The sequence below is a fragment of the Mesorhizobium sp. P2_A8 genome (assembly GCF_056404935.1).
The window spans coordinates 640,575-665,067 of record NZ_JBFUDB010000001.1 but is presented as its reverse complement, the minus strand read 5'-3'; the positions used below and the strand labels follow the sequence as shown (position 1 = coordinate 665,067).

Below are 24,493 nucleotides of genomic sequence, written 5' to 3'. Positions count from 1 at the left end.
CTTACCCTCTCCCTAGTGGGGAGGGTGAGGCTCCCATCCTCAACGCTTCCGCCCCATCCAGCCCAAGCGGCAAATGCGTTGCCGCAACGATCATTCCGCCCGCTCCACAATGCTTCGTCATCAGCTCCCCGAAGCGCGCCTCCGAAGCCTTGTCCAGCCCCGCCGTAGGCTCGTCCAGCAGCCACAGCGGCCGCTGGCTGACCAAAAGCTTGGCGATCGCCGCCCGCCGTCGTTGCCCGGTCGAGAGATAGCCGAATGGCAGATGGCCGATGCCGCCCAGGCCGACCGTTTCCAGCGCCTCTTCGACGCCGACATCTCCATCGCCGTTGAAGTCGCGCCAGAAGCGCAGGTTTTCCGCAACGCTGAGCGCCGGCTTCATCGCGTTCTGGTGACCAAGATAGTGACAGGCTGAAGCGATCGACGGAAATGCCTCGCCCCCGTCTTCAATCTTCATAACGCCTTCGATCCGCACGCTGCCTTCCGCCACCGGCAGCAGCCCGGCGATGACCCGCAGCAAGGTCGATTTGCCCGCGCCGTTCGGCCCGGTGACGACCAGCGCCTGGCCGTCCTGCAGGGCAAAGCCGATGCCGGAAAACACCGTGTCGCCGCCGCGTTCGCCGCCCAGATTTTCGGCGATCAGCCGCATCCCTCGCCTGCCCTGAAAACCATCTGCCGCGGCAGCTGCCGCATCGCACAAATTTGCTTTGCAACTGTCTAGAACTATTCCAGAAAATTCTCTATATGCGGTGCATCCGTGCCAGCGGTCGGCGCGGGAACAGAATTAGCGCCGAACCAGCGCACGCGCCGCCTTGAACGGCTCGGGTTGCTTGGGAACGGACAGCGGAAATGGCCGTACCCGCACCTTTGCGCGTGATTGCATGCCATCGGCGTCCGTTCCCTTTCAGGCTGAACAGACAAGGATCGCACGTGTCAAAATCCCTCGATAGTTTCAATTGCCGCCGCACGCTGACCGCAAGCGGCACGGAGTATGTCTATTTCGATCTGATCGAGGCCGAGAAGAACGGCCTCACCGGCATCGCCCAGCTGCCCTATTCGATGAAGGTGCTGCTGGAGAACCTGCTGCGCAACGAGGACGGCCGCTCCGTCACCAAGGAATCGATCCAGGCGGTCGCCGGCTGGCTGACCGACAAGGGCACGGCGGGCGTCGAGATCGCCTATCGTCCGGCCCGCGTGCTGATGCAGGACTTCACCGGTGTTCCGGCCGTGGTCGACCTTGCCGCCATGCGCGACGCCATGGCCTCGCTCGGCGGTGACCCGCAGAAGATCAACCCGCTGGTGCCCGTCGACCTCGTCATCGACCATTCCGTCATCGTCGATGAGTTCGGCACGCCGATGGCCTTCGCCCGCAATGTCGAGCTCGAATACGAGCGCAACGAGGAACGCTACAAATTCCTGAAATGGGGCCAGCAGGCGTTCCGCAACTTCCGCGTCGTGCCGCCCGGCACCGGCATCTGCCATCAGGTCAACCTCGAATATCTCGGCCAGGTTGTGTGGACCAACACCGAGGACGGCGAAACCACCGCCTATCCCGACACCTGCGTCGGCACTGATTCGCACACCACGATGATCAACGGCCTTGGCGTGCTGGGCTGGGGCGTCGGTGGCATCGAGGCCGAGGCGGCGATGCTCGGCCAGCCCGTCTCCATGCTGTTGCCCGAGGTCATCGGCTTCCGGCTCACCGGCAGGCTGAAAGAAGGCGTCACCGCCACCGACCTCGTGCTCACCGTCACCCAGATGCTGCGCAAGAAGGGCGTCGTCGGCAAGTTCGTCGAGTTCTTCGGACCGGGTCTCTCCAACATGACGCTGGCCGACCGCGCCACCATCGGCAACATGGCGCCCGAATACGGCGCCACCTGCGGCTTCTTCCCGGTCGACAGCGAGACCATCCGCTATCTCACCATGTCCGGCCGCAGCGAGGATCGCATCGCGCTGGTCGAGGCCTATGCGAAGGCGCAAGGGTTGTGGCGCGACACCGGTTCGGCCGACCCCGTGTTCACCGACCTGCTCGAGCTGGAACTTGGTTCGGTCGTGCCGTCTATGGCCGGCCCCAAGCGGCCTGAAGGCCGCGTCGCGCTGGAAGGCATTCCGGAAGGCTTCGCCAAGGCGATGGAGACCGAATACAAAAAGGCCGCCGAGATCCACAAGCGCTACGCCGTCGAAGGCACCAGCCACGATCTCGGTCATGGCGACGTCGTCATCGCCGCCATCACCTCCTGCACCAACACCTCGAACCCGAGCGTGCTGATCGGTGCCGGCCTCCTGGCCCGCAATGCCAACCGCCTCGGTTTGAAGCAGAAGCCTTGGGTCAAGACCTCGCTGGCGCCAGGCAGCCAGGTGGTGGCCGAATATCTGGAGAAATCCGGCCTGCAGAAGGAACTCGACCAGATCGGCTTCAACCTGGTCGGCTTCGGCTGCACCACCTGCATCGGCAATTCCGGTCCGCTGCCGGCGCCGATCTCGAAAACCATCAACGAAAAAGGCCTGATTGCCGCCGCTGTCCTGTCCGGCAACCGCAATTTCGAAGGCCGCGTCTCACCTGACGTGCAGGCGAACTATCTCGCCTCGCCGCCACTGGTCGTCGCCCACGCGCTGGCTGGAACCGTCACCAAGGACCTCACCACCGAGCCGCTCGGCGAGGACAAGAACGGCAACCCGGTCTACCTCAAGGATATCTGGCCGAGCTCGGCCGAGATCCAGGAGTTCATCGAGAAGAACGTCACCCGCGAGCTGTTCGCCCGCAAATATGCCGACGTCTTCAAGGGCGACGAATACTGGCAGAACGTCAAGGCGCCGGAAGGCCAGACCTATGCCTGGGACGACAATTCGACCTATGTGCAGAACCCGCCCTATTTCGCCGGCATGACCGCTGGTTTCGGCAAGATCGGCGACATCAAGGGCGCCCGCGTGCTTGGCCTGTTCGGCGACAAGATCACGACAGACCACATCTCGCCGGCGGGTTCGATCAAGGCGGCCTCACCGGCCGGCAAATACCTCACCGACCATGGTGTCGGCGTCGCCGACTTCAACCAGTATGGCACGCGCCGCGGCAACCACGAGGTGATGATGCGCGGCACTTTCGCCAACATCCGCATCCGCAACCACATGCTGGGCGAGAACGGCCGCGAGGGCGGCTACACCATCCACTACCCGTCGAAGGAAGAGGAATCGATCTACGACGCGGCGATGGAATACAAGAAGGAAGGCGTGCCGCTGGTCGTCTTCGCCGGTGTCGAATACGGCAATGGCTCGTCGCGCGACTGGGCGGCCAAGGGCACCAATCTGCTCGGCGTGCGCGCTGTCATCGCCCAGTCCTTCGAGCGCATCCACCGCTCGAACCTGGTCGGCATGGGCGTCATCCCCTTCGTCTTCGAGGAGGGCACGTCCTGGGCCTCGCTCAATCTGAAGGGTGACGAGCTGGTCGAGATCGACGGGCTGAGCACCATCAAGCCGCGCCAGACGATGACAGCCAAGGTCACCTATGGCGACGGCACGGTGAAGAACGTGCCGATCATCTGCCGCATCGATACGCTGGACGAACTCGACTACTTCAAGAACGGCGGCATCCTGCAATACGTGCTGCGCGATCTTGCGGCCTAATGCATGTCGCCCAAAAGTGCGTAGCGGTTTTGGGACAACGATAAAAACAAAGACGTAAATGCCGAGCCGCCGGAGGAAACTCCGGCGGCTCTTCTTTGGCCGGACCTATCTGTATTCCGAGCGTGGCGCACCAAACCGCGCCGTTGCCGCCAGCAGCACGCCGAGCATTAGCCCGTTGAAAATATGCCAGAGGAAGTGCGTGCCGAGCGGGAAGCTGCCGCAGACCAGCGGGTCGATCATGCGGCAGATGACGGACACGACGAAGATCGCCGATCCCGCCAGATTGTACCAGCCGGCGCGATTGCCGCTCGCCGCCACAAGGGCGCCGAAGAAGGCGAGCGCCAGGAACGGCGGCAGATAGCCCGTTGTGCCGTTCGAGGCCTGGCGCAGCCAGTCCGGCACGGCGAAGGTTATCGCCCCGGCAATCACGTAGAAGATAACGAAGATGGCAATCGCCTTGCCCCATCGCATGCCGAGGAAGCGGCGCAGGTTGAACAGCGTGTAGGCCAGCGTGAAGCCGGCAATCGGCAGCACGTCGGCCCAGATCGTGCCCTTGGTGGCGAAGGTATGGAAGATCGTCGAGCCGATGCCGATCGCCACCACCCACCAGGCCAGTACCTCGGCGAAGGTGCCGGTGCCCAGTCTTCGCACCTCGCGCACGCCCCACAGACCTGCGGCGATGAAGACAAGGTTTGTCAGCGCGTTGACAGGTTCGGACCAGAATTCCGGCCCGGTCCGCTCGCAATAGAGATCGACCGGCGCCAAAAGAGATTGCCACATCGTGATTGCCGCCCGAATCGATTTCTACCCTTAAGTGCAAGCCTTTCTCCTATTGCGCCGTCACAGTCGGTTGCAATGGCAAAATTTCACCGCAACGTGACTTCCCGTTGACTTCCGGTTCTGCCACATATTTTAGCAACCAAAATAAAGCCGGCGCCACCGGCGGGAATCGGAATGGCCATGGCATCGCGAAAATCATTGTGGCTGGCAGCCTTTGCGCTGGCCTTCTCGGCGTTTGCCGGCGCCGGGCAAACCGCCGAGCCCGACAAACCCTTGGGCGTGGTCGAGCTGTTCACCAGCCAGGGCTGCAATTCCTGCCCGCCGGCCGATGCGCTGTTCGCCGAGCTTGCCGCCAAGGAAGACATCATCGCGCTCGCCTATCATGTCGACTACTGGGACTATCTCGGCTGGCAGGACACGCTGAGCCGCAAGGAGAACACCGAGCGGCAATATGACTATATGCGCGCCTTCGGCAGCCGCTCGGTCTATACGCCACAGGCGGTCATCAACGGTCGCGTCCATGTCAACGGCGCCAGCCGCGGCGAGGTCGATGGGGCGCTTGCCCGCATGGCCAGGAGCGGCGAAGGCATGCGCGTCGCCGTCAAGGTCAGCCGCACCAGCGACCGCGTGATGATCGACGCTGGCGATGCCGGGGCCGGCCCCAGCGATGCTCATGTCGTCATCGTCTATTTCGACCCGCCGCAGACGATCAAGATCGCCGAGGGCGAGAACACCGGCCGCAAGATGACCTACTGGAACGCGGTCTCGGGCATCCAGACCGCCGGCATGTGGCACGGCAAGGCGCAGCGCTACGAATTGCCGATGAGCGAGATTTCCAAGAAGGGCGGCTGCGCCGTGCTGCTGCAGTCGGTCGGTAAGGACGGCCTGCCCGGCCCCATTCTGGGCGCCGCCTTCATTCACAAGCCTTAGAGCAATTCCAGGAAAAGTGTGAAACGGTTTTCCCGAGAAAAACGCATAGCACTTTTCCCTTGGGAATTGCGTCAAAACAAAGAGATAGAGCGGTTCGGCGTTTCCGTGAAACGATGAACCGCTCTGGAAGCTTTCACATCTCGATTGAGGCGCTCCATTGAGATGTCGGCGGCACAGCGCCTCCCTCTGTCCTGCCGGACATCTCCCCCACGAGGGGGAGATCGGCAGCTTGGCCGTCCAGCCCGTCTTTCCGCGTTGAAGATTGGCGAAGGTGGAGATGACGGCCAGATGTCCGGCAGGACAGAGGGGCGCGAAGGAGCGCCTGTGTTGGATAGAACAACCGAATGCGGGGTACTTCCGCCTCGCGCTCCACCCTGAAAACAAAAAACCGACGTCAGCTTGCTTCTGACGTCGGTCATTTAGGTTTTGGGATCGTCGCACCCGGCTTTTCCAAGGAAAAACCGAGGTTGGTTCGATCCGACGCAGACCCGTGGGCGGGGGGCTTGGGGTTTACGAGCCGGTGCCGGACCGAACCGTCTCAGGCAACGCCGGTAAATTCGTCGGACATTGGGGCATGAGCGCGGATAAATAATGGCGAGAATGTGGCGAAGCATCACCAATTCCAACAGGGCGTTTCATAAAAGTGACTGGACGTTGCCAAAACAGCGCGGCGCCGCCCTCGCTTTGCCGGGTCTTGCAATTCAGCCGCGAACGCGCCAACTTTGGTTGGCAAAGATTCATTTTGAAGGATCGAGGCATGACCGATGACGGCAGCGGGACGGGGGATGGGGACGCATCCGCAATATTGATCCCGCTGCACGAGGCACGACGCGAGCGCCTCGATCAGCCGGTGCGCTTCGACCGGCGTGAACTGGACCAGATCCTCAGGCTCTACGGACGCATGGTCGCCGCCAATGAATGGCGCGACTACGCCATCGACCATCTCACCGACAGGGCGGTGTTTTCCGTGTTCCGCCGCGCCAGCGAAGTGCCGCTGTTCCAGATCGTCAAGGATCCCAAACTGGCCCGCAAGCAGGGCGCCTTTGCCGTCATCGCCGCGGGCGGCCGCATCCTGAAGCGTGGCCAGGAACTCGGCCGCGTGCTGGGCATCTTCGACGGCAAGCTGAAGCTCGTCGAGGCTTAACCCTTTATTTTTGCTGGCGGAATTTTCGCTCCGGCAGCGAGTCGGGATCAGGCGGAGCGAGCGCCCCGCCATTCAGCGACAGCTGCATGAACACCGTGTCCAGCCAGCGTCCATGCTTGTAACCGGAGCCTTCGAGGCGTCCCGAATGGCGAAAGCCGAGCTTTTCGTGCAGCCGCACCGAAGCGCTGTCCGGCCGCCCGTCGCCGATCACCGCGATGATCTGGCGAAAGCCCGCAGCTCGGCATGCCTCGATCAGGCTTTGCATCAGCATCAGCCCGACGCCCTGGCCCTTGGCCTCGGGCGCGACATAGACGGAATCCTCGACGATGAAGCGGTAGGCCGGGCGCGGCCGGAAGGCGCCGGCATAGGCATAGCCGAGCATGGCGCCGTCCTTTTCCGCCACCAGATAGGGAAATCCGCCAGCCATCAAACTGTCGAATCGCGCGCCCATCTCGGCGCGGCTGGGCGGCTCCAGCTCATAGCTCGCCGTTCCTTGAGTGACCGCATCGGCATAGATTTCCGTGATTCGGTCGAGGTCGGCCGCAATTGCCGGCCGGATGATGATGCTGCTCATTATTTATGCATGCCATTGTTCTGCCCGCGATAACAGCAAAACCCGACACAAAAGGAAAGGGCGGCCGTTGGGCCGCCCTTCAAGAACCAGATGGTCCACCGCTGCTGATTAACGGCGGTCGCCCATGAACTGCAGCAGGAACATGAACAGGTTGATGAAGTCGAGATAGAGCGTCAGCGCGCCCATGATCGCCTTGCGGCCGGCGACATCCGAAGCGTCGCCCTCGAAATACATCTCCTTGATCTTCTGCGTGTCATAGGCGGTGAGGCCCGAAAAGATCAGCACGCCGAGCGCCGAGACGGCGAAGGACAGCGCCGACGACTGCAGGAAGATATTGATCACCGACGCGATGATGATGCCGAACACGCCCATGATCAGGAACGAGCCGAAAGCGGTCAGGTCGCGCTTGGTGGTGTAGCCGTAGAGCGACAGCGCGCTGAAGGCCGCGGCGGTGGCGAAGAAGGTCTGCGAAATGCTGGCCGTGGTGTAGACCAGGAAGATCGACGACAGCGACAGGCCGACGAGGCCGGCATAGACCCAGAACGTCGTCTGCGCCGCCGAAACGCTCATCGACTGGACGCGGAACGACAGGAACAGCACGGCGGCCAACGGAGCCAGCATCACCACCCAGCGCAGCGGCGACCCGAAGATCGCGTAGCCGAAGGAGGTCAGCATCTCGCCGCTCGGCAGCGTAGCAACAGCCGAGGCCGGATCGGTAGTGGTGGCAAGCATGATCGTGCCAACGGCGGCAAGGCCGGTGATGAGGAGGCCAAGCCCCATCAGATTGTAGACCTTGATCATGTAGGCGCGCAGGCCCTGATCGATGCCTGCATCAACGCCGGCGCCGGGCACGGCGCGCGTCTGATAGTTGCGAATGGGTTCAGCCATGGGAGTCCTCTATTGCTTCTGCCCCGTCGGGTGTCAGGTCCATCGGACCCAGGCGCCGCTGGCGGGGCTCCAGCATGCCTGTGGCGAAATATGATGGTTATTCGCGTCAAGAACAAGTCCGTAACCGGGTGTAATGCTTCGTGAGGCACACACCATCGGGTTTTCCGGCCTTTGGCGGGGCAACATTACGCCGATTTAACCAAATCCCGGTCCCGACAGACGGGTTTCACAGGTTGCGCAGCACCGGCGCGGCCTTGTGGCCGAGCACCCGCCAGGTGCCGGCAAGTCCAATGCCGACCGTGATCACCAGCGCAAAGACGATGGTCGCCACCGCCACCTCGGGCATGAAATGCGATGGCAACGTCATGATGCGCGCGACGACGAACCAGGCAGCCGCACTGCCCGCCGCCAGGGCAAAGATCGCGGTGGCGAGCCCGATCAGCATGTATTCGAGCGAGAAGGCGGCAATCAGCGTCGTGCGTGTCGCGCCCAGCGTCTTCAGCACCACCGCGTCATGGATGCGCGCCCGGTTGCCGGCGGCAAGCGCGCCGGCCAGCACCAGCACGGAAGCGATCAGCGCCACGCCTGCCGCCGCCCGGATCGCCGTGCCGAGTTGCCCGACCAGCCGGTTGACGACATCGAGCGCATCCTTGACCCGGACCGTCGTCACCGCCGGGAAGGCGCGGGTGACGGCATTGAGGATGCGCGCGTCGTCGGCCGTCGAGGCATTCTTTTCGGTCAGGGTCGCCATCCAGCCATGCGGCGCGCCGGCAAATGTGTTGGGCGAGAACACCATGACGAAATTGATGCCCATCGTCTCCCATTCGACCTGGCGGAAATTGGCGATCCTGGCCGTCACGTTGCGGCCGAGCACGTTGATGGTGATGGTGTCGCCGAGCTTCAGGCCAATCTGTTTGCCTTCCTCGGCCGAAAACGAGACCAGCGGCTCGCCGGCATAATTGTCCGGCCACCAGCTGCCCTCGGTCAGCGTTGCGTTGTCCGGCTGCTTCGCGTCATAGGTCAGGCCGCGATCGCCCTTCAGCACCCAGGCGCCTTCCGCCGGCACCTTCACCTTGTCGACATCGACGCCGTTGAGCGCCATCACCCGGCCGCGCAGCATCGGCACCTTGGCCAGTGTTCCCTGCGGCGCTTGCCTGCCGATCAGGGCGGAGAACGCATCGACATCGCTGCTCTGGATGTCGACGAAGAAGAAGTTCGGCGCCCGCTCAGGCAGGCTGCCGGAAATCTGTTGCCTGAGATTGCCGTCGATCAGCGCCAGCGTCACCAGCAGCGTCAGGCCGAGCCCCAGCGACAGCACCACCGACGGCGTCAAGGCGCCGGGCCGGTGGATGTTGCCGACAGCGAGGCGCAGCGCCACGAAGCGCACGCGCGGGCTCTTCCTGGCCGCCCATTGCACCAGCGCGCCGACCAGCCGCAGCACCAGGAAGGCGAAGATGGTGGCACCGACGAAGATCGAGGCGATGCGGCGGTCGCCCGAAAACAGGATCGCCAGCGCCGCCAGCAGCAGCGTTATGCCGACGGCCGCCGCAACATAGACAGGGCGCGGAAAGCCGCGGCCCTCGAGCCCCATCTCGCGAAACAATGCGGTCGCCGGCACATCGCGGGCGCGGCCGAGCGGCAGAAGCGCGAAGGCCAGCGTCACCAGCAGGCCGAACAGCGCCGCCATGCCGAGCGCGCCGGGATAGAAGCCGCCTTCCGCCGGGACCGGAATAACAGACTGAAGTGCCGCACTGGCAGCGAACGGCATCAGCGCCCCGAGCACCAGGCCGAGCACAATGCCCAAGGCGGCGATGATCAGGATCTGCACCAGATAGACGGCAAAGACGAAGCCGCCCGAAGCGCCCAGGCTCTTGAAGGTGGCGATGACGCCGCGCTTGCCGTCGAGATACGCGCGCACCGCGTTGGCGACGCCAACGCCGCCGACCACCAGCGCCGTCAACCCGACCAGCGTCAGGAACTGCGAGAAGCGTTCGATGTTGGACGACAGCGCCGGCGCGGCATTGCTGCGCGTGCGGATCGACCAGCCGGCTTGCGGAAAATCCCTGGCCGCCTGATCCTGGATGGCCTTGAGCCGCGCCTCATCGGCATCAATGGGCAGCCGGATCTTGTAGGCATTTTCGACCAGGCTACCCGGTTGGACGAGACCGGAAGCGGCCAGCCCTTCGGTCGAGATCATCAGCCGCGGCGCGAAGCCGAACCCGTCGGACACGGCGTCCGGCTCGGTGACCAGCCTGGCGCGCAGTTCGAAGGTCGCGGTGCCGAGCTTCAGCCGGTCGCCGATCTGAAGATGCAGCCGCTCGAACAGCAGATCGGGGGCGGCGGCGCCGAAAACGCCGAACTCTTCGCCGAACAGTTCCTGCTTTGACAGTGCCGGCTCCGTCTCCAGCGCGCCATAGAGCGGATAGGCATGGTCGACCGCCTTGGCCTCGACCAGCGCCTGGTCGCTTCCGTCGGCAAGACGCGCCATCGAGCGCATGCTGGCGGTTCTGGAAATGACGCCCAACCCGTCAAGGAAGCCACCTTCGGCCTGGCTGGCGGCGCGCTGGTTGATCTGGAAGCGAAGATCGCCGCCGAGCAGCGTCTGGCCCTGATTGACGACACCGGCGGTGATCGACCGCGCCACCGAGTTGACGCCGCCGATGGCCGCGACGCCGAGCGCGATGCAGGCAAGGAAGATGAGGAAGCCCGACAGGCCGCCACGCATTTCGCGCAGCGAGAAACGGACGGCAAGCCTCAGCGTCCGTGACAACGGCATCAGGCGGTGACCTTGACGGCTGCCGGCGCCTCGATCCGCCCCGACCGCATCGAAACCTGGCGCGAGCAGCGCGCCGCAAGTGCCGGATCATGGGTGACCAGCACAAGCGTCATGCCGCGCTCGGCCGCCTTGGCGAACAGCAGATCGGCAACCTGCCGCCCTGTCGCCTGGTCGAGATTGCCGGTCGGCTCGTCGGCGATCAGAATGCGCGGCGACGGCGCCAGCGCCCGGGCGATCGCCACGCGCTGCTGTTCGCCGCCCGACAATTCGCCGGGATAATGGGTGACGCGGTCGCTGAGGCCAACGGCTGCCAGTTCGCGCGCCGCCACCGAAAACGGATCGGCGTGGCCGGCCAGCTCCAGCGGCACCGCGACATTTTCGAGCGCCGTCATGTTGGGAATGAGGTGGAAGGACTGGAACACGATGCCAATGTTTCGGCCGCGAAACGAAGCAATCTGGTCCTCGCTTTTGCCGTTGAGCAACTCGCCGGCGATTCGTACCGTTCCCGAATCGACCTTTTCCAGGCCTGCCAGAACCATCAGCAATGTCGACTTGCCCGAACCTGAAGGACCGACGATGCCGGTCGCCTCGCCAGGTGCCACATCGAGGCTGACACCCTTCAGCACATGCACGGACGACGCCCCTTCGCCAAGTGTCAGCGATACGTCTTTCAGCGCGATGACGGCTTCTGTCAAAATGAAAGCGTCCTATATGGGAGAATGAAGGCTCTGCTTGCCGGATGCCGTCGGAAGAATTCCTTGGTCATATGGGGCCTGCCGCATGTCTTTCAAACGCCTGATTGCCGCAGGCTTCGTCGTTTTCCTCGCCATTTGCGGCGCCATTTCGTCGACGCGTGCCGAGCCGTTCAAGATCGTCGGCTTCGGCGACAGCCTGACGGCGGGCTATGGCCTTGGGCCGGACCAGGGCTTTACCGACAAACTGCAGGCTGCCCTTCGCGCCAAGGGCCATGATGTGACGGTCGCCAATGCCGGTGTTTCCGGCGACACGACGAGCGGCGGCCTGGCGCGGCTAGACTGGTCGGTGCCGGACGGCACGCGGCTGGTCATTCTCGAACTCGGCGCCAACGACATGCTGCGCGGCGTCTCGCCCGACATCGCCAGAAAGAACCTGGATGAGATGCTGGGCAAGCTCAAAGAGCGCGGGATTGCCGTGCTCCTGGCCGGCATGCGCGCCGCGCCCAATCTCGGCCCCGACTACCAGAACGCCTTCGACGCCATCTTTCCGGACCTTGCCAAGAAATACAGTGTTCCGCTCTATCCGTTCTTTCTCGACGGCGTCGCCGGCCAGCCTGGCATGCAGCTCGAGGACGGCTTGCATCCCAGCGTGCAAGGCGTCGGCCAGATAGTCGAACGCATCTTGCCGACGGTCGAAAAGGCGATCGCGGCAGTGCCGGGAGGTTCGTGAGATCAGACCGATTGCTTCCGTTAGGGAAGCTTTTAGCAAAGCCTGCGACCAACAAACCTCTTGCTCCGTTTGATTTTCGATGATTCGCTAGGGCTAATGTTTCGATTCGAGGAAGGGAGGCTCTTCATGCCGCGTCTTTTCACCGCCCTCGAAATACCGCGTGACGCCGCACTTTCGCTGTCCCTGTTGCGGGGCGGCCTGCCCGGTGCCCGCTGGATCGACGTCGAGAACTACCATCTGACGCTGCGCTTCATCGGCGATGTACCGGGTCACGTCGCCGACGAGATCGCCAACGCGCTCGACCGCGTCCATCGCCCCTCCTTCTCGCTAACGCTGTCCGGCGTTGGCGCTTTCGGCCAGAAGAAACCGCACGCGGTGTGGGCGGGCGCATCCGCCTCGCCCGATCTTGCCGCCCTTCAGGGCGAGATCGACCGCATCTGCCAGCGGCTCGGCATCCCCGCCGACCCGCGCAAGTTCATGCCGCATGTGACGCTGGCGCGCCTGCGCAATTCGACCCCCCTGGACGTCGCCCAGTATCTGTCGGCACGCGGCAATTTCTCGACGCTGCCGTTTCGCATCGGTCGTTTCGTGCTGATGTCGTCGCGCGATTCGGTCGGGGGTGGCCCCTATATCGTCGAGGAAGCCTGGCCGCTGTCGGGCACGGATGCCCGCGCCTCCAGCCTTGCCGCCAGCGCCTCCGACGCCTCGCGGATCATGCGGTAGACCGACGCAAAGGCATCCGCCCCGTCATAATAGGGGTCCGGCACGTCGCGCGCCTTCGCCGCGGCGAATTCCAGGAACAGATGGATACGGTCGTGCATGGCCGCCGGCGCCAGCGCTTTCAGGTCGCGAACATTCGCCCGGTCCATGCCGAGGATCAGGTCGAAGCGATGAAAATCCTGCGGCGTGACCTTGCGCGCCCGCTGCCGGGAAATGTCGATGCCGTGACGAACCGCAACCGCGATCGAGCGTGGATCGGGGGCAGAGCCGACCTCCCAGCCGCTGGTTGCGGCTGAATCGAGCAGCATATCGCGGCCCAATCCGCGCTCCGCCCAAACGGCGCGAAAAACGCCCTCGGCCAGCGGCGACCGGCAGATGTTGCCGAGGCAGACGAAAAGAATGGAATTTATGGGCTTCGCGCTCATCGATCCGGAATTGTTTTTGTGCATGTCGTTATCCCAAAACCGCAACGCACTTTTTGGCGACATGCATTATGGTGAGGGTCATTTTTCGATTAGCACAGGAAATGGATATGACGAGAGAGAAACTGGGCAAGGAAGCAGTCGCCGCGGCGTTGACCGGGCTCGAAGGCTGGGCGCCGGCCGCGGACGGGGCCTCCATCAAGCGTACATTCACCTTCGCGAATTTCTCCGAAGCCTTCGCCTTCATGACCCGCGTCGCGCTCGCCGCCGAAAAGATGGACCATCATCCCGACTGGTCGAATGTCTACAAGACCGTCGACGTGACGCTGAACACCCACGATGCCGGCGGCGTGACCGCGCTCGACATCGATCTGGCCAAGAAGATGAACCGCTATTTCGGTGGCTGAGCGCCTCCTGTCCGTGCTGCAATCGAGCAGCAAGACCCAAATCGGCGCCGGCATCTTGCAGCGGGGGTCGGGTTTCACCACATTTTCCCTCGCGGGCATGCGCCGGGATGCGCATGAGCCCTGCTAGGAGACATTGATGGCGCAACAATCCGGTTTTGATTTCTTCGGCTTTGGCGGCAAGCTGGGCGGCGAGAACGAAGTGCGCGAGAAATTCTGGCGGACGGTGAAGAAGGCCGCGCGGCAGATCCCCTTCATGGAAGAGGTCGTGGCCGCCTATTACTGCGCCATGGACAAGAACACGCCGATGCGCGCCAAGGGCATTCTGCTGGCTGCGCTCGGCTATTTCGTGCTGCCGGTGGACGTCATCCCCGACTTCGTCCTGGGGCTTGGCTTCACCGACGACATCGCCGTGCTCACCGCCGCGATCACCGCCGTCAGCGCCCACATCACGCCGGCGCACCGCCAAGCCGCCAAGGATGCCATCGCCGACAAGGGCTGAGCATCCCGTCGCGCGCCAAACGCCTTTGAAGCCGGCATTTGGCGGCAAAACAAAAAGTCAAACTCTTGCCGCTTTCGTGGCCTCCAAGTCGCCAAAGGGACGTCGCGCCACCCGCTCGCAAGGCGGCGGCGCGGGAATGGCGGCGGTTTCCTGGGGTGAGGATCCTTTTCTCAAAGGAAATTCACCGTTTGGTAACCCAGATTAAATCAAAATGAAGCGACGGGCAGGACGCCGAGCCGGCCTGCCTCCGCACCTTTGGAATACGGGAAAAGCGATGCGCGGATTGATTGCTATAGTTTCGAGCCTGGTCCTGGTGGCCGCGGCAGCGCCGGCACTGGCGCAGTCGGCAACCAAGATCGGCCAGCACAATGCCTGGGGCACCTACAGCTACCAGGCATCGGGCGGCAAGGTCTGCTATGTCCTGACCGTGCCGACCGACAAGCAGCCGCCGACGCTCGACCATGGCGACATGTTCTTCTTCGTCAGCCAGCGGCCCGGCCAGCAAGTGTCCTACGAGCCGCAATTCATCGCCGGCTACAATTTCCAGGAAGGCTCGAAGGCCACCGTCACCATCGACAAGAAGTCGTTCTCGATGTTCACGCGCGGCAAGTCGGCCTGGGTCGAGAATGCCGCCGAGGAGCCGGTGCTGATCGCCGCCATGAAGACCGGCACCGACATGAAGGTGACGGCAAAGTCCGGCCGCGGCAACCCGACCTCCTATGTCTTCTCGCTGAAGGGCATTTCGGCGGCTCTGTCATCGATCGCCAAGTGCAAATAGGCAAAGCTTTGTCCTGACCGACAGGCCGGGCCGCAAAGCCGACCTTTAGCTTTTTGGGCCGATCAGTGGATCTCTGAAGAGGGTGCGTCACCGCACAGCGCATGACTCCGCCCTCAACCTGTGCTATGCGCCGCGCTCCATTTCCGGCACGATGAGTGAAATCGGCCGCAAACCGCTTATATCAGTGCAACCATGACCCTTTCATTCGATCTCACCACCGAGGGCGCCCGCGACGCGTTGCGCGCCCGCGCAGCACAGCCGGAAAAGCAGTCGCTGATCGGCCTGACGCGGGCCGAGCTCGGCGAGGCGCTGGTTGCTTCGGGCACCGTGCCGGAGCGCCAGGCCAAGATGCGCGCCCAGCAGCTGTGGCACTGGATGTATGTGCGCGGCGTTTCCGACTTCGCCGGCATGTTCAACATTTCGAAGGATCTGCGCGCCGAACTCGACAAGCACTTCACCGTCGCCAGGCCAGAGATCGTCGAGGAACAGATTTCCTCCGACGGCACGCGAAAGTGGCTGTTCCGCTTTCCGCCGCGCGGCGCCGGCCGGCCGGTCGAGATCGAGACCGTCTATATCCCGGAGGAAGGCCGTGGCACGCTCTGCATTTCCTCGCAGGTCGGCTGCACGCTGACCTGTTCGTTCTGCCACACCGGCACGCAGAAGCTGGTGCGCAATTTGACGGCCGAGGAGATCCTCGCCCAGTTGCTCACCGCCCGCGACCGGCTTGGCGATTTCCCCGACCGAGACACGCCCGACGGCGCCATCGTGCCGGCCGAGGGCCGGAAGGTGTCCAACATCGTCATGATGGGCATGGGCGAGCCGCTCTACAATTTCGAGGCGGTGAAGAAGGCGTTGCTGATCGCCTCAGACGGCGACGGCCTGTCCTTGTCGAAGCGCCGCATCACGCTGTCGACCTCCGGTGTCGTGCCGGAAATCTTCCGCACCGGCGAGGAGATCGGCGTCATGCTGGCAATCTCGCTGCACGCCACCAATGACGATCTGCGCGACCTTTTGGTGCCGATCAACAAGAAGTATCCGCTCAAGGAGCTGATCGCCGCCTGCCGCGCCTATCCCGGCCTGTCGAACGCCAAGCGCATCACCTTCGAATACGTGATGCTGAAGGACGTCAACGATTCCATCGAGGACGCCAAGGGCTTGATCAAGCTGCTCAAGGGCATTCCGGCCAAGATCAATTTGATCCCGTTCAACCCGTGGCCGGGCACCAACTACCAGTGCTCGGACTGGGAGACGATCGAGAAATTCGCCGACTACATCAACAATGCCGGCTATGCCTCGCCGATCCGCACGCCGCGCGGCCGTGACATCCTCGCCGCCTGCGGCCAGCTGAAATCCGACTCCGAGCGCATGCGCAAGGTCGACCGGCTGGCGCTGGAAGCAATGATGATTGCGGGGCACGGCGAGGCGTGAATCGCCTCTTCGCCTGGCCGAAGCGCCTCGCCATGATCGCTGTCGGCTATATCGCCGGTGTGCTGACCTCGATCCTGGTCCCCGTGCTGTTGATCGCTCTTTTGGAAGGCATAGAAGACGGCAACTGGTCGATCATTTTCGCCTTCGACTGGCTGGGCTCGTTCCCGCTCGCCGTGTTGACCGTGATGGTCGCCGCGCTGTTGATCGTCGGCCCGGCAATCCTTGTCGCCGAACGCTTCTCGCTTCGAGGATGGCTCTATTTTGCCATCACCGGTGCGGTCACGTCCACCGCCTTTGGTGTCTCCATGCCGCGCTCGGCCGGAGGCTTTGTCTTCAATCCGGGCTACCTCGGGTTTCTGGCCACGGCCGGCATTGCCGCCGGTTCGGTCTACTGGCTTCTGGCCGGGCGCAAGTCCGGCATGCGCCGAGATTTGGAATGAGCCGCCTCATTGCCTACCTCATCCGTTTTGCCGTCATCCTGTTCGGCTACACGGTCGCCTCGCTGGCGACGAGCGCCTTCCTCAACATCCTGTTCCTGGCCTCGCTCGCGCCGGAGCACGCGCATCCGACGGCGACCGCTTCGCTGTATTTTTCAATTCCCTTCGTCGCCCTGTTCGTCGCCTATTTCGCCCTGATGCCGGCCTGCGTCGTCATTCTGGTTGCCGAAATCCTCGGCCGGCGCGACTGGCTGTTCTACGCGCTGGCGGGTGCGGCGGTCGCGGCCGTTTTCCTCGGCCTGGTCGACCACGCCGGCGATGCCACCTTTGCGGTCAGGGAGACCAGCGCGATCATGGCGGTGATTGGCGGCGGCATGGTCGGCGGCATCTTCTACTGGCTCAGCGCCGGGCGCTGGGCCGGAAGCTGGTGGTTGAAGAACGAAAAAACGCCTATTTCGCCTGGGCCGTCAGGATCTTGAGCGCAAAAGCCGAAAACACCCCGGCGAAGAGATAGTCGACCACTCGCGTGACGCGGGGGCTGGCCTTCATCGCAGCCGAGAATTTTTCCGCCGCCAGCACCATCGGCACGGTCACAGGGATCGACAGCACGATGAACATCGAGCCGAGGAAAAACAGCTTTCCCGGCGCATTCGCGTCATGCGCGGAAACGAACTGCGGCAGGAAGGTCATGAAGAACAGGATGATCTTCGGGTTGAGCAGATTGACGCCGAGCCCCGCCGCCCAGCTGCGCAACAGCGAAATCTCGGGTCCCGTCTTCTTCTCCGGCGAAAAGGCCGAGCCCTTGGTGATCGCCTGCCAGGCCAGGAAGACGAGATAGCCGGCACCAAAGATCTTCAACACGAAGAAGGCCATCGGCGAGGCGACGATCAGCGCCGAGATACCGACCACCACCAGCGTGGTGTGGATCAGCGTGCCGCACAGCGCGCCGGCCATCGAGGCGAAGCCGGTGGCGCGGCCCTGGCTCAGCGTGCGTGAGACGAACAAGGTCATGTCCGGCCCCGGCGTGATCGCCAGGATCACGGTGGCGATGGCGAACTGGATCAGCGTGGTGGTGTCAGGAATGAACGACATGAGCGGCCCCAGCGGAATGAAAGCGCCTATACAGGATGCGCCGTGCCGGTTCCAGATGCAGGGGCGCTTCGACGGTCGATCCAGCGGGCACGCAACGAGGGCGCCGACGGGCGGCCACCCGCCACAATCCTATGCCAGCCTGCTCAGGCGCATCCTGGCGGGTTCCTCGGCGACGGGCCGATCGTTCGGGACATGGAGGCCTGCCGCGCTGGGGAGCAGGATCTGATCGATCGGCTTGGGTCGGCCGAGGAAATAGCCTTGCGCCTCGTTGCAACCTTCCACCTGCAGGATGGTCAGCTGGACATCAGTCTCGACGCCCTCGGCGAGCACCGGAATGTCGAGGCTTCGGCCCAGCGTCAGCACCGCCCGGACGATCGCCTTGGCCTGCGGGCTTCGCTCGACATCGGCCATGAAGGAGCGGTCGAGCTTGATCTTGTCGAAGGGAAACGAGCGCAGCGTATCGAGCGACGAATAGCCGGTACCGAAATCGTCGATCGCGATCGTCACCCCCAGCGCCTTGATCTGGCGCAGGACATGCAGCGTCCGCACCTTGTCGGCAACGATCGTCGATTCGGTCAGTTCCAGCTCCAGGCGCTTCGGCGACAGCCCGGTCTCGACCAGGATCTGGTGGACGAGCTTGGCCAGGTCGGCATGGGCGAACTGCACCGGCGACAGGTTGACCGCGATCTTGTGGCCATTGTCCCAGGAGGCCGCCTGGCGGCATGCGGTCCGCAGCACCCATTCGCCGATCGCCATGATGGAGCCGTTCTCCTCGGCAATCGGGATGAATTCAGCTGGCGGGATCATGCCATGTATGGGATGCGTCCAGCGCAGCAACGCCTCGTAGCCGCAGGTGGCGCCGGTCGGAACCGAGGTCTGCACCTGATAGTGGAGCGAAAGCTCGCCGCGCTCGATCGCCTGCCGAAGGTCGGTGGCCAGCGCGCGGCGCGCCCGAGCCGTCTCGTCCATGGCGGATTCGTAAAAGCAGACGGCCCGCGACACGTCGTTCTTTGCCCGGTACATGGCGAGGTCGGCGTTGCTGACCAGTCGCTCGCGGTCGGCCCCGTCGCGCGGATAGACGGCGACGCCGATGCTGGCGCCAGCGGCGATTTCGAAATCGTCGAGCAGCAAGGGCTGGAACAGCGACTTCTCCAGCCTCGAGACCAGGCCGAGAAGCTCGTTCTGGTCCTTGAAGCGCTTGATCGCGGCGAACTCGTCACCGCCGAGCCGTGCGACGAATTCGCCGTCACTGGTGAGTTTCCCCAGCCGGCGGGCGACGATCTTGAGAGCCTGGTCGCCGGCCGCATGTCCCCTGAGATCGTTGATCTCCTTGAAGCGGTCGAGATCGATGACGATAACGGCCGTCATCGTAACCTCGTCCTCCCGCGCCCGATCGATCTCATGGTCGAGGCGGTCGTTGAAGGAGACCCGGTTGGGAAGACCGGTGAGGGCGTCGTTGAGGGCGAGATGCTGAAGCCGCTCGAAGCTTTCCAGGCGGCCGCGCTCATCGATCAGATAGCTGGCGAAGCCGGTGGCGGCGACGATCAGGCCGACGACGGCGACGGCGACCGCCATTGCCACGAGAATGTCGGGATTGGTGCCGGTGGTGATGAAGGACAGCGGCGTTACCGCCACCGCCGCCATCGCCGTGAAATGCAGCCCGACGATTGCCAGCACCAGCAGCCCGATGGCGAGATATTGCGACCAGCGGTATGGCCGGCGCACGGCATGGCCGACAGCCACGGCGGAGAACACCGCCGAGATGAGCAGCGAGGCGACAACATAGGAACCGTCCCACTCGACGATGCCGGCAACGTGATAGGCCATCATGCCGGTGTAGTGCATGGCCGAGATTCCCAGTCCGACGACGCATCCACCCCACTCCGGCGCAATACGCCGGCACTTGTCGGATGCAAGGGAGAAGCCCACTCCGGTTCCGGCGATGGCGATGACCAGCGACACCATGGTCAGGACCGGATCGAAGGTGATCGGCGCGCCGGGCTGGTAGGCCAGCATGGCGATGAAGTGCGTGCACCAGATCGACGAGCCGGCGGCGACCGCGGTCAGGAACAGCCAGCCTCTCATCTGCACGCCGGCGGTTTTCCTGGCACGGTCGAAGAGGCCGATCGTCACCCAGCAGCCGGTGACACACATCAGCGCGGCCAGCAGGACAAGCCACAGATTATGCTCCGTGGCGATACATGATATGACGCGCATCAAGAACGGTCCAAGCCGGAGGGTGCCCGTAACGAAGCAGGCAAGAGCCGCCCGGCAGGTGGCCAAGGCGGATTTGTCCGCATTGTTAGCGCCGGGGCGTGAAAACTTGATTAAATGCTGCAAGTAAATGCAGCCTTTGATTGCAGCAGGTTGTTTCCCTTGCCGGCACCACCCCTCGCGATGCGCTGGACCAGAAACCATGCGCGCACGCCTGCTTGCTCGCTCTGCCGTTCCTGCTAAAAGGCCCTCCGACAATCCGTGACGCTCGGTGAGGGCGTCCGCCATCGACGGGGTAAAAATGTCCAGCGCCAAAGACGTCAAGAAAGTCGTGCTCGCCTATTCCGGCGGCCTCGACACATCCATCATCCTGAAATGGCTGCAGACCGAACTCGGCGCCGAAGTCGTCACCTTCACCGCCGATCTCGGCCAGGGCGGCGAACTCGAGCCGGCCCGCCGCAAGGCCGAGATGATGGGCATCAAGGACATCCGCGTCGTCGACGTGCGCGAGGAATTCGTCTCCGACTTCGTCTTCCCGATGTTCCGCGCCAACGCCGTCTACGAAGGCACCTACCTGCTCGGCACCTCGATCGCGCGGCCCCTGATCTCCAAGCATCTGGTCGAGATCGCCAGGGAGACCGGTGCCGACGCGATCGCGCACGGCGCCACCGGCAAGGGCAACGACCAGGTCCGCTTCGAGCTTTCCGCCTATGCGCTGAACCCCGACATCAAGGTCATCGCGCCATGGCGCGACTGGTCGTTCAAGTCGCGCACCGACCTGATCAACTTCGCCGAGCAGCATCAAATCCCGGTGCCGAAGGACAAGAAGGGCGACGCGCCGTTCTCGGTCGACGCCAATCTTCTGCATTCGTCCTCCGAGGGCAAAGTGCTGGAAGACCCGTGGAGCGAGCCGCCGGAATTCGTCCACCAGCGCACCGTTTCGCCGATGGACGCGCCGGACGCCGTCACTGAGATCGAGATCGAATTCCTCAAGGGCGATCCGATCGCGCTCAACGGCAAGAAACTGTCGCCGGCGACGATGCTGGCGGCACTCAACGATCTCGGCCGCGACAACGGCATCGGCCGGCTCGATCTAGTCGAGAACCGCTTCGTCGGCATGAAATCGCGCGGCGTCTACGAGACGCCGGGCGGCACCATCCTGATATCAGCCCACCGCGCCATCGAATCGATCACGCTCGACCGCGGAGCCGCCCACCTCAAGGACGAGTTCATGCCGCGCTACGCCGAGCTGATCTACAACGGCTTCTGGTTCGCGCCCGAACGCCTGATGCTGCAGGCGATGATCGACAAGAGCCAGGAAGACGTCGAAGGCACGGTGCGCCTCAAGCTCTACAAGGGCAACGTCATCGTCACCGGCCGCAAGTCGAAGAAGACACTCTATTCCGATGCGCTGGTCACCTTCGAGGACGACCGCGGCGCCTACGACCAGAAGGACGCCGCCGGCTTCATCCGCCTCAATGCGCTGAGGCTGCGTACGCTGGCGGCACGCAGCCGCAACAAGTAATCCGGATGCGCGGGCTCGGTCGATGCCTGGCGCCGCTGGTTTTTCTGGCGACGCCAGCGGTGGCCGAGGATTTCGACCCGGCCTCCCTCGACCTTGCCGCGCTGATCGAATGCCGGGCCGACGTGCCGGCCTATAACGGTTTTGGCTTTTGGCTGGCCGGCGAGCCCGGCGCCGCGGAGAGGCTGGGCTGGAAAGAGGTCGCGGCCGGCAATCCGTTCCTCATTCAATACGAGTTGCCGACCAAAATTCGTGTCTTCGGGCGTGAGACGGCATCCATTGTCTTGACCGCAACCGGGCCGATGGCCGTGTTCGAAGGCGTTGCCGCGCCGGACCTGGCCAGAGAGCTCGATGTCCCGGCGACAGTCTCGACACCGGACAAATTCCTTGGCGAGAAAATTATTGTCGAAAGCACAGAGGACGCCAGCGGCGTCAACCTCGCCACGCGCATCACGCTCAACGTCTCGACCGTCGAGTCACACCCCGGCAAGACGCTGGCCGGCTGCTCCTACGCGCTCGACGTGAAATGAAAAGCCCGGCGCATGGCCGGGCTTTCTGTCGAAAAAACAAAGAGATAGAGAATCCTATCAGTCGCCGTCGATCGCCGTGGCAATGCGAGCGATGGCCTGCTGATAGACGCTGGCGGAATTCCAGCCGGCAATGGCGCCGAGATTCGACTGCGCACTCGCGCCGGCCCGCCAGCCATGACCCTTGAGGAAGTTGGCGGTGGAAGCCAACGCGGTGGCCTTGTCGCGCAGGTTTCCGCTGCCGACGCCATACTTCAAGACATTTCCGGGCAGGAACTGCGTGTGGCCGATCTCGCCATGCGCCGCGCCGACCGACGAGGCGGTCAACGCTCCACGATCGACCAGCTTCAGGGCTGCAATGGCATGCGGGTAAAAGAACTCCGGGCGGCGGCAATCATAGGCAAGCGTCAAAATGGCAGAAACCGTATTCTGGTTGCCCATGGCCGAACCGAAGCCGGTCTCCATACCCCAGATGGCGAGCAACACACCTGGCGACACGCCGTAGTTGCTTTCGATTTTGCTGAACAGCGCCGCGTTCGATTTCTTCAGCGAACGACCCTTGGAAATGATCGCGGCGCCGCCACGGCGCTTCATGAAATCATCCACCGAGCCGCTGAACGCCTTGTGAATGCCGCGGTCGACGCTAATCGTCTTCGTCGCGTAGGTCGCGCCAGCCAGCGCGGCCAGACCTTTCGGGCCGACACCTTCGGACTTGGCCTCTGCGGCGAACTCCGGCTTCCAGGCTTCGAAACCGGCGCCGGTCTTGCCACAGCTGGCCGCCGCCTCCGCGCCCGTCGCCAGCGCAAGCACCGCCACCACCGAAGCCACAAAAATCTTTCCCTTGGCAAGTAATGCCATGCTTTTCTCTCCTGATTGCCTGAATCACGTCCCGGTTGCGAATTTGCCAGCGAAACCCGCACTTGTCACTGTCTCTGCTGCAGTGCTGGCGAATGCCGGGGAATTTGCCTACGATCAAGTGAATATTGTGGCGGGGTCGAAATAACCATGGAAGACGTTGATGTTGTGATCATCGGCGCCGGTTCGGCGGGTCTGGCTGCGGCCAGGACCTTGCAGGCAGCCGGCCTCTCCTTCAAGCTGCTCGAAGCGATGGGCCGCATCGGCGGCCGCGCATGGACCAGCGACCAGCATTTCGGCGTGCCCTTCGATATCGGCTGCGCCTGGCTGCATGCCGCCGACCGCAACCCGTATTTTCCCGAAGCCCGGGCTGCCGGCTGGACGCTGCATCATCACGACATGAATGTCGACCATCTCTACTATCGCCAGCGCAAGGCAAGCGAGGACGAGGAAGCGGAGATGAAGGCCGCCGACGCGCGGTTGTTCGAACTGCTGGCCAAGCATGAAGTGAAGGAGGGCGACGACGACCGGCTTTCGGCGCTGCTCGCCAAGGGCCACGCGCCGCGCGCCGCGGCCACCTTCGCCGGACCGATGGATTTCGGCGCCGATGAGGACGAAATCTCGATCCGCGACTTCCAGGCCGCCGCCGATCTCGACCCCAACTACTTCAGCAAGGAGGGCTTTGGCGCGCTGGTCGCCCGCTTCGGCGCCGACCTGCCGGTCGAATTGTCGACGCCGGTGCGCAAGATCCTCTGGGACGTGCCCGGTGTCGCCTGCGTCACCGATCGCGGCACCGTTCGCGCCAAGGCGGTCATCGTCACAGCCTCGCCGGCGGTGCTCGCCTTCGAGGAGATCGAATTCTCGCCGGCACTTCCCGACACGCATTTTGGAGCCTTCTTCGACCTGCCGATGGGCATGCTGACCAAATTGCCGGTCGAGATCCGGGGCACGCGGCTTGGGCTGCAGCCCTTCGACGACCTTCTGATCGAACGGATGGCCAGGCATGACATCTATTTCCTGTGCTTTCCCTTCGATCTCGACCTGATGGTCGGTTTCGTCGGCGGCGATTTCGCCTGGGAAATGTCGGCGGCGGGCGAGGCGGCGGGCATCGATTTCGTCGTTGACCGGCTGTGCGGCATTTTCGGCGGCGACACACGAAAGCACGTGGCGCGCGCCATGATGACCAATTGGGGCGGCGAGCGCTTCGTGCGCGGCGCCTATGCGGCGGCCCGCCCGGGCCGTTCGGCTGCGCGCGCCGCGCTTATGCAGCCGGTGGCCGACAAGATCTTCTTTGCCGGCGAGCACCTCGCCGGTCCGCTGATCCAGACTTGCGGCGGCGCACGGCTGTCAGGCGAAGCAGTGGCCAGACAGGTCGCCGCGCAGCTTGCGGCAAAATAGCCTCGATCGAACGCGGAACGCCGGCCGGCGGTTGGCCGTTGGGCACCTGCCGCCGCGCA

24 protein-coding genes are annotated in these 24,493 nt (G+C 63.6%); 14 read left to right on the top strand and 10 right to left on the bottom strand.

Annotated features, from left to right (window positions below; translation table 11 throughout):
* Position 1: 1 nt before the first annotated feature.
* A complete protein-coding gene (ccmA, locus tag AC1D10_RS03215) occupies positions 2-646 on the bottom strand; it encodes a heme ABC exporter ATP-binding protein CcmA (protein ID WP_477268877.1) in 645 nt (214 codons plus the stop codon).
* Positions 647-927: 281 nt separating this feature from the next.
* Between ccmA and acnA the strand changes: the two genes are divergently transcribed.
* Entirely contained in the window at positions 928-3,618 is a 2,691-nt protein-coding gene (gene acnA / locus AC1D10_RS03210; protein WP_477268876.1) for an aconitate hydratase AcnA, read from the top strand.
* Positions 3,619-3,723: 105 nt separating this feature from the next.
* On the opposite strand, the gene AC1D10_RS03205 is transcribed toward acnA, so the two are convergent.
* Complete coding sequence (locus tag AC1D10_RS03205; protein WP_477268875.1) at positions 3,724-4,398, bottom strand: ceramidase domain-containing protein; 675 nt, start codon at positions 4,396-4,398, stop codon at positions 3,724-3,726.
* Positions 4,399-4,572: 174 nt separating this feature from the next.
* Here AC1D10_RS03205 and AC1D10_RS03200 point away from each other — a divergent pair, with 174 nt between their 5' ends.
* Positions 4,573-5,328: a DUF1223 domain-containing protein gene (locus AC1D10_RS03200; RefSeq protein WP_477268874.1), complete on the top strand. Its 756-nt coding sequence runs from the start codon at positions 4,573-4,575 to the stop codon at positions 5,326-5,328.
* A gap of 757 nt (positions 5,329-6,085) precedes the next feature.
* Positions 6,086-6,472, top strand: coding sequence for a DUF2794 domain-containing protein (locus AC1D10_RS03195; RefSeq protein WP_379094483.1), 387 nt, complete (start codon positions 6,086-6,088; stop codon positions 6,470-6,472).
* Positions 6,473-6,476: 4 nt separating this feature from the next.
* Here AC1D10_RS03195 and AC1D10_RS03190 read toward each other — a convergent pair whose 3' ends face one another.
* The 4 genes from AC1D10_RS03190 to AC1D10_RS03175 all read right to left on the bottom strand — a co-directional run bounded on the left by AC1D10_RS03190 (position 6,477) and on the right by AC1D10_RS03175 (position 11,405).
* A complete protein-coding gene (locus tag AC1D10_RS03190; RefSeq protein ID WP_477268873.1) occupies positions 6,477-7,046 on the bottom strand; it encodes an N-acetyltransferase family protein in 570 nt (189 codons plus the stop codon).
* Between the two features lie 108 nt (positions 7,047-7,154).
* On the bottom strand, positions 7,155-7,934 hold the full coding sequence (locus AC1D10_RS03185; protein ID WP_477268872.1) for a Bax inhibitor-1/YccA family protein: 780 nt from the start codon (positions 7,932-7,934) through the stop codon (positions 7,155-7,157).
* 226 nt (positions 7,935-8,160) lie between these two features.
* Positions 8,161-10,710: an ABC transporter permease gene (locus AC1D10_RS03180; RefSeq protein WP_477268871.1), complete on the bottom strand. Its 2,550-nt coding sequence runs from the start codon at positions 10,708-10,710 to the stop codon at positions 8,161-8,163.
* Positions 10,710-11,405, bottom strand: coding sequence for an ABC transporter ATP-binding protein (locus tag AC1D10_RS03175; protein WP_477268870.1), 696 nt, complete (start codon positions 11,403-11,405; stop codon positions 10,710-10,712). The genes AC1D10_RS03180 and AC1D10_RS03175 overlap by 1 nt, the downstream gene beginning before the upstream one ends.
* An 85-nt stretch (positions 11,406-11,490) precedes the next feature.
* Here AC1D10_RS03175 and AC1D10_RS03170 point away from each other — a divergent pair, with 85 nt between their 5' ends.
* Both AC1D10_RS03170 and thpR read left to right on the top strand, forming a co-directional pair.
* Positions 11,491-12,135, top strand: a complete 645-nt coding sequence (locus AC1D10_RS03170) for an arylesterase (RefSeq protein ID WP_477268869.1) — start codon at positions 11,491-11,493, stop codon at positions 12,133-12,135.
* A 126-nt stretch (positions 12,136-12,261) separates the two neighbouring features.
* On the top strand, positions 12,262-12,858 hold the full coding sequence (gene thpR / locus AC1D10_RS03165; RefSeq protein WP_477268868.1) for an RNA 2',3'-cyclic phosphodiesterase: 597 nt from the start codon (positions 12,262-12,264) through the stop codon (positions 12,856-12,858).
* Here the strand turns inward: thpR and AC1D10_RS03160 are convergent.
* Complete coding sequence (locus AC1D10_RS03160) at positions 12,762-13,280, bottom strand: low molecular weight protein-tyrosine-phosphatase (protein ID WP_477269822.1); 519 nt, start codon at positions 13,278-13,280, stop codon at positions 12,762-12,764. The two genes, thpR and AC1D10_RS03160, sit on opposite strands and share 97 nt — an antisense overlap.
* 107 nt (positions 13,281-13,387) lie before the next feature.
* On the opposite strand from AC1D10_RS03160, the gene AC1D10_RS03155 reads away from it, so the two are divergent.
* The 6 genes from AC1D10_RS03155 (at position 13,388) to AC1D10_RS03130 (ending at position 17,305) form a co-directional block, all read left to right on the top strand.
* Positions 13,388-13,684 carry a 4a-hydroxytetrahydrobiopterin dehydratase gene (locus tag AC1D10_RS03155; protein ID WP_477268867.1) on the top strand — a complete coding sequence of 99 codons (297 nt, stop codon included), beginning with the start codon at positions 13,388-13,390 and terminating at the stop codon, positions 13,682-13,684.
* A 136-nt stretch (positions 13,685-13,820) separates the two neighbouring features.
* Positions 13,821-14,183, top strand: a complete 363-nt coding sequence (locus AC1D10_RS03150) for a YkvA family protein (protein WP_477268866.1) — start codon at positions 13,821-13,823, stop codon at positions 14,181-14,183.
* Positions 14,184-14,457: 274 nt separating this feature from the next.
* Positions 14,458-14,961 (top strand): invasion associated locus B family protein, encoded by a 504-nt coding sequence (locus AC1D10_RS03145; RefSeq protein ID WP_091575980.1) that lies wholly within the window; start codon positions 14,458-14,460, stop codon positions 14,959-14,961.
* Between the two features lie 192 nt (positions 14,962-15,153).
* Positions 15,154-16,389: a dual-specificity RNA methyltransferase RlmN gene (gene rlmN, locus AC1D10_RS03140; RefSeq protein WP_379094463.1), complete on the top strand. Its 1,236-nt coding sequence runs from the start codon at positions 15,154-15,156 to the stop codon at positions 16,387-16,389.
* Positions 16,386-16,829 carry a hypothetical protein gene (locus AC1D10_RS03135; RefSeq protein ID WP_477268865.1) on the top strand — a complete coding sequence of 148 codons (444 nt, stop codon included), beginning with the start codon at positions 16,386-16,388 and terminating at the stop codon, positions 16,827-16,829. Before rlmN ends, AC1D10_RS03135 begins: the two co-directional genes overlap by 4 nt.
* Positions 16,826-17,305 carry a hypothetical protein gene (locus tag AC1D10_RS03130; protein ID WP_477268864.1) on the top strand — a complete coding sequence of 160 codons (480 nt, stop codon included), beginning with the start codon at positions 16,826-16,828 and terminating at the stop codon, positions 17,303-17,305. The genes AC1D10_RS03135 and AC1D10_RS03130 overlap by 4 nt, the downstream gene beginning before the upstream one ends.
* On the opposite strand, the gene AC1D10_RS03125 is transcribed toward AC1D10_RS03130, so the two are convergent.
* Both AC1D10_RS03125 and AC1D10_RS03120 read right to left on the bottom strand, forming a co-directional pair.
* Positions 17,277-17,918, bottom strand: coding sequence for a LysE family translocator (locus tag AC1D10_RS03125; RefSeq protein WP_477268863.1), 642 nt, complete (start codon positions 17,916-17,918; stop codon positions 17,277-17,279). The genes AC1D10_RS03130 and AC1D10_RS03125 overlap by 29 nt on opposite strands.
* A 129-nt stretch (positions 17,919-18,047) precedes the next feature.
* On the bottom strand, positions 18,048-20,135 hold the full coding sequence (locus AC1D10_RS03120; RefSeq protein ID WP_477268862.1) for a putative bifunctional diguanylate cyclase/phosphodiesterase: 2,088 nt from the start codon (positions 20,133-20,135) through the stop codon (positions 18,048-18,050).
* 298 nt (positions 20,136-20,433) lie between these two features.
* Between AC1D10_RS03120 and AC1D10_RS03115 the strand changes: the two genes are divergently transcribed.
* Both AC1D10_RS03115 and AC1D10_RS03110 read left to right on the top strand, forming a co-directional pair.
* Complete coding sequence (locus tag AC1D10_RS03115; protein WP_477268861.1) at positions 20,434-21,657, top strand: argininosuccinate synthase; 1,224 nt, start codon at positions 20,434-20,436, stop codon at positions 21,655-21,657.
* Between the two features lie 5 nt (positions 21,658-21,662).
* Entirely contained in the window at positions 21,663-22,184 is a 522-nt protein-coding gene (locus AC1D10_RS03110; protein WP_477268860.1) for a hypothetical protein, read from the top strand.
* A gap of 57 nt (positions 22,185-22,241) precedes the next feature.
* On the opposite strand, the gene AC1D10_RS03105 is transcribed toward AC1D10_RS03110, so the two are convergent.
* Positions 22,242-23,039, bottom strand: coding sequence for a lytic murein transglycosylase (locus AC1D10_RS03105; RefSeq protein WP_477268859.1), 798 nt, complete (start codon positions 23,037-23,039; stop codon positions 22,242-22,244).
* 147 nt (positions 23,040-23,186) lie between these two features.
* Here AC1D10_RS03105 and AC1D10_RS03100 point away from each other — a divergent pair, with 147 nt between their 5' ends.
* Positions 23,187-24,434: a flavin monoamine oxidase family protein gene (locus AC1D10_RS03100; RefSeq protein WP_477268858.1), complete on the top strand. Its 1,248-nt coding sequence runs from the start codon at positions 23,187-23,189 to the stop codon at positions 24,432-24,434.
* Positions 24,435-24,493 lie beyond the last annotated feature (59 nt).

Excerpts from the sequence above, each read along its gene's own strand:
- ccmA (WP_477268877.1), bottom strand. The coding sequence starts at position 646 with ATGCGGCTGATCGCCGAAAATCTGGGCGGCGAACGCGGCGGCGACACG.
- AC1D10_RS03205 (WP_477268875.1), bottom strand. The coding sequence starts at position 4,398 with ATGTGGCAATCTCTTTTGGCGCCGGTCGATCTCTATTGCGAGCGGACC.
- AC1D10_RS03200 (WP_477268874.1), top strand. The coding sequence starts at position 4,573 with ATGGCCATGGCATCGCGAAAATCATTGTGGCTGGCAGCCTTTGCGCTG.
- AC1D10_RS03195 (WP_379094483.1), top strand. The coding sequence starts at position 6,086 with ATGACCGATGACGGCAGCGGGACGGGGGATGGGGACGCATCCGCAATA.
- AC1D10_RS03190 (WP_477268873.1), bottom strand. The coding sequence starts at position 7,046 with ATGAGCAGCATCATCATCCGGCCGGCAATTGCGGCCGACCTCGACCGA.
- AC1D10_RS03185 (WP_477268872.1), bottom strand. The coding sequence starts at position 7,934 with ATGGCTGAACCCATTCGCAACTATCAGACGCGCGCCGTGCCCGGCGCC.
- AC1D10_RS03180 (WP_477268871.1), bottom strand. The coding sequence starts at position 10,710 with ATGCCGTTGTCACGGACGCTGAGGCTTGCCGTCCGTTTCTCGCTGCGC.
- AC1D10_RS03170 (WP_477268869.1), top strand. The coding sequence starts at position 11,491 with ATGTCTTTCAAACGCCTGATTGCCGCAGGCTTCGTCGTTTTCCTCGCC.
- thpR (WP_477268868.1), top strand. The coding sequence starts at position 12,262 with ATGCCGCGTCTTTTCACCGCCCTCGAAATACCGCGTGACGCCGCACTT.
- AC1D10_RS03160 (WP_477269822.1), bottom strand. The coding sequence starts at position 13,280 with ATGAGCGCGAAGCCCATAAATTCCATTCTTTTCGTCTGCCTCGGCAAC.
- AC1D10_RS03155 (WP_477268867.1), top strand. The coding sequence starts at position 13,388 with ATGACGAGAGAGAAACTGGGCAAGGAAGCAGTCGCCGCGGCGTTGACC.
- AC1D10_RS03150 (WP_477268866.1), top strand. The coding sequence starts at position 13,821 with ATGGCGCAACAATCCGGTTTTGATTTCTTCGGCTTTGGCGGCAAGCTG.
- AC1D10_RS03145 (WP_091575980.1), top strand. The coding sequence starts at position 14,458 with ATGCGCGGATTGATTGCTATAGTTTCGAGCCTGGTCCTGGTGGCCGCG.
- rlmN (WP_379094463.1), top strand. The coding sequence starts at position 15,154 with ATGACCCTTTCATTCGATCTCACCACCGAGGGCGCCCGCGACGCGTTG.
- AC1D10_RS03130 (WP_477268864.1), top strand. The coding sequence starts at position 16,826 with ATGAGCCGCCTCATTGCCTACCTCATCCGTTTTGCCGTCATCCTGTTC.
- AC1D10_RS03125 (WP_477268863.1), bottom strand. The coding sequence starts at position 17,918 with ATGTCGTTCATTCCTGACACCACCACGCTGATCCAGTTCGCCATCGCC.
- AC1D10_RS03120 (WP_477268862.1), bottom strand. The coding sequence starts at position 20,135 with ATGCGCGTCATATCATGTATCGCCACGGAGCATAATCTGTGGCTTGTC.
- AC1D10_RS03115 (WP_477268861.1), top strand. The coding sequence starts at position 20,434 with ATGTCCAGCGCCAAAGACGTCAAGAAAGTCGTGCTCGCCTATTCCGGC.
- AC1D10_RS03110 (WP_477268860.1), top strand. The coding sequence starts at position 21,663 with ATGCGCGGGCTCGGTCGATGCCTGGCGCCGCTGGTTTTTCTGGCGACG.
- AC1D10_RS03105 (WP_477268859.1), bottom strand. The coding sequence starts at position 23,039 with ATGGCATTACTTGCCAAGGGAAAGATTTTTGTGGCTTCGGTGGTGGCG.
- AC1D10_RS03100 (WP_477268858.1), top strand. The coding sequence starts at position 23,187 with ATGGAAGACGTTGATGTTGTGATCATCGGCGCCGGTTCGGCGGGTCTG.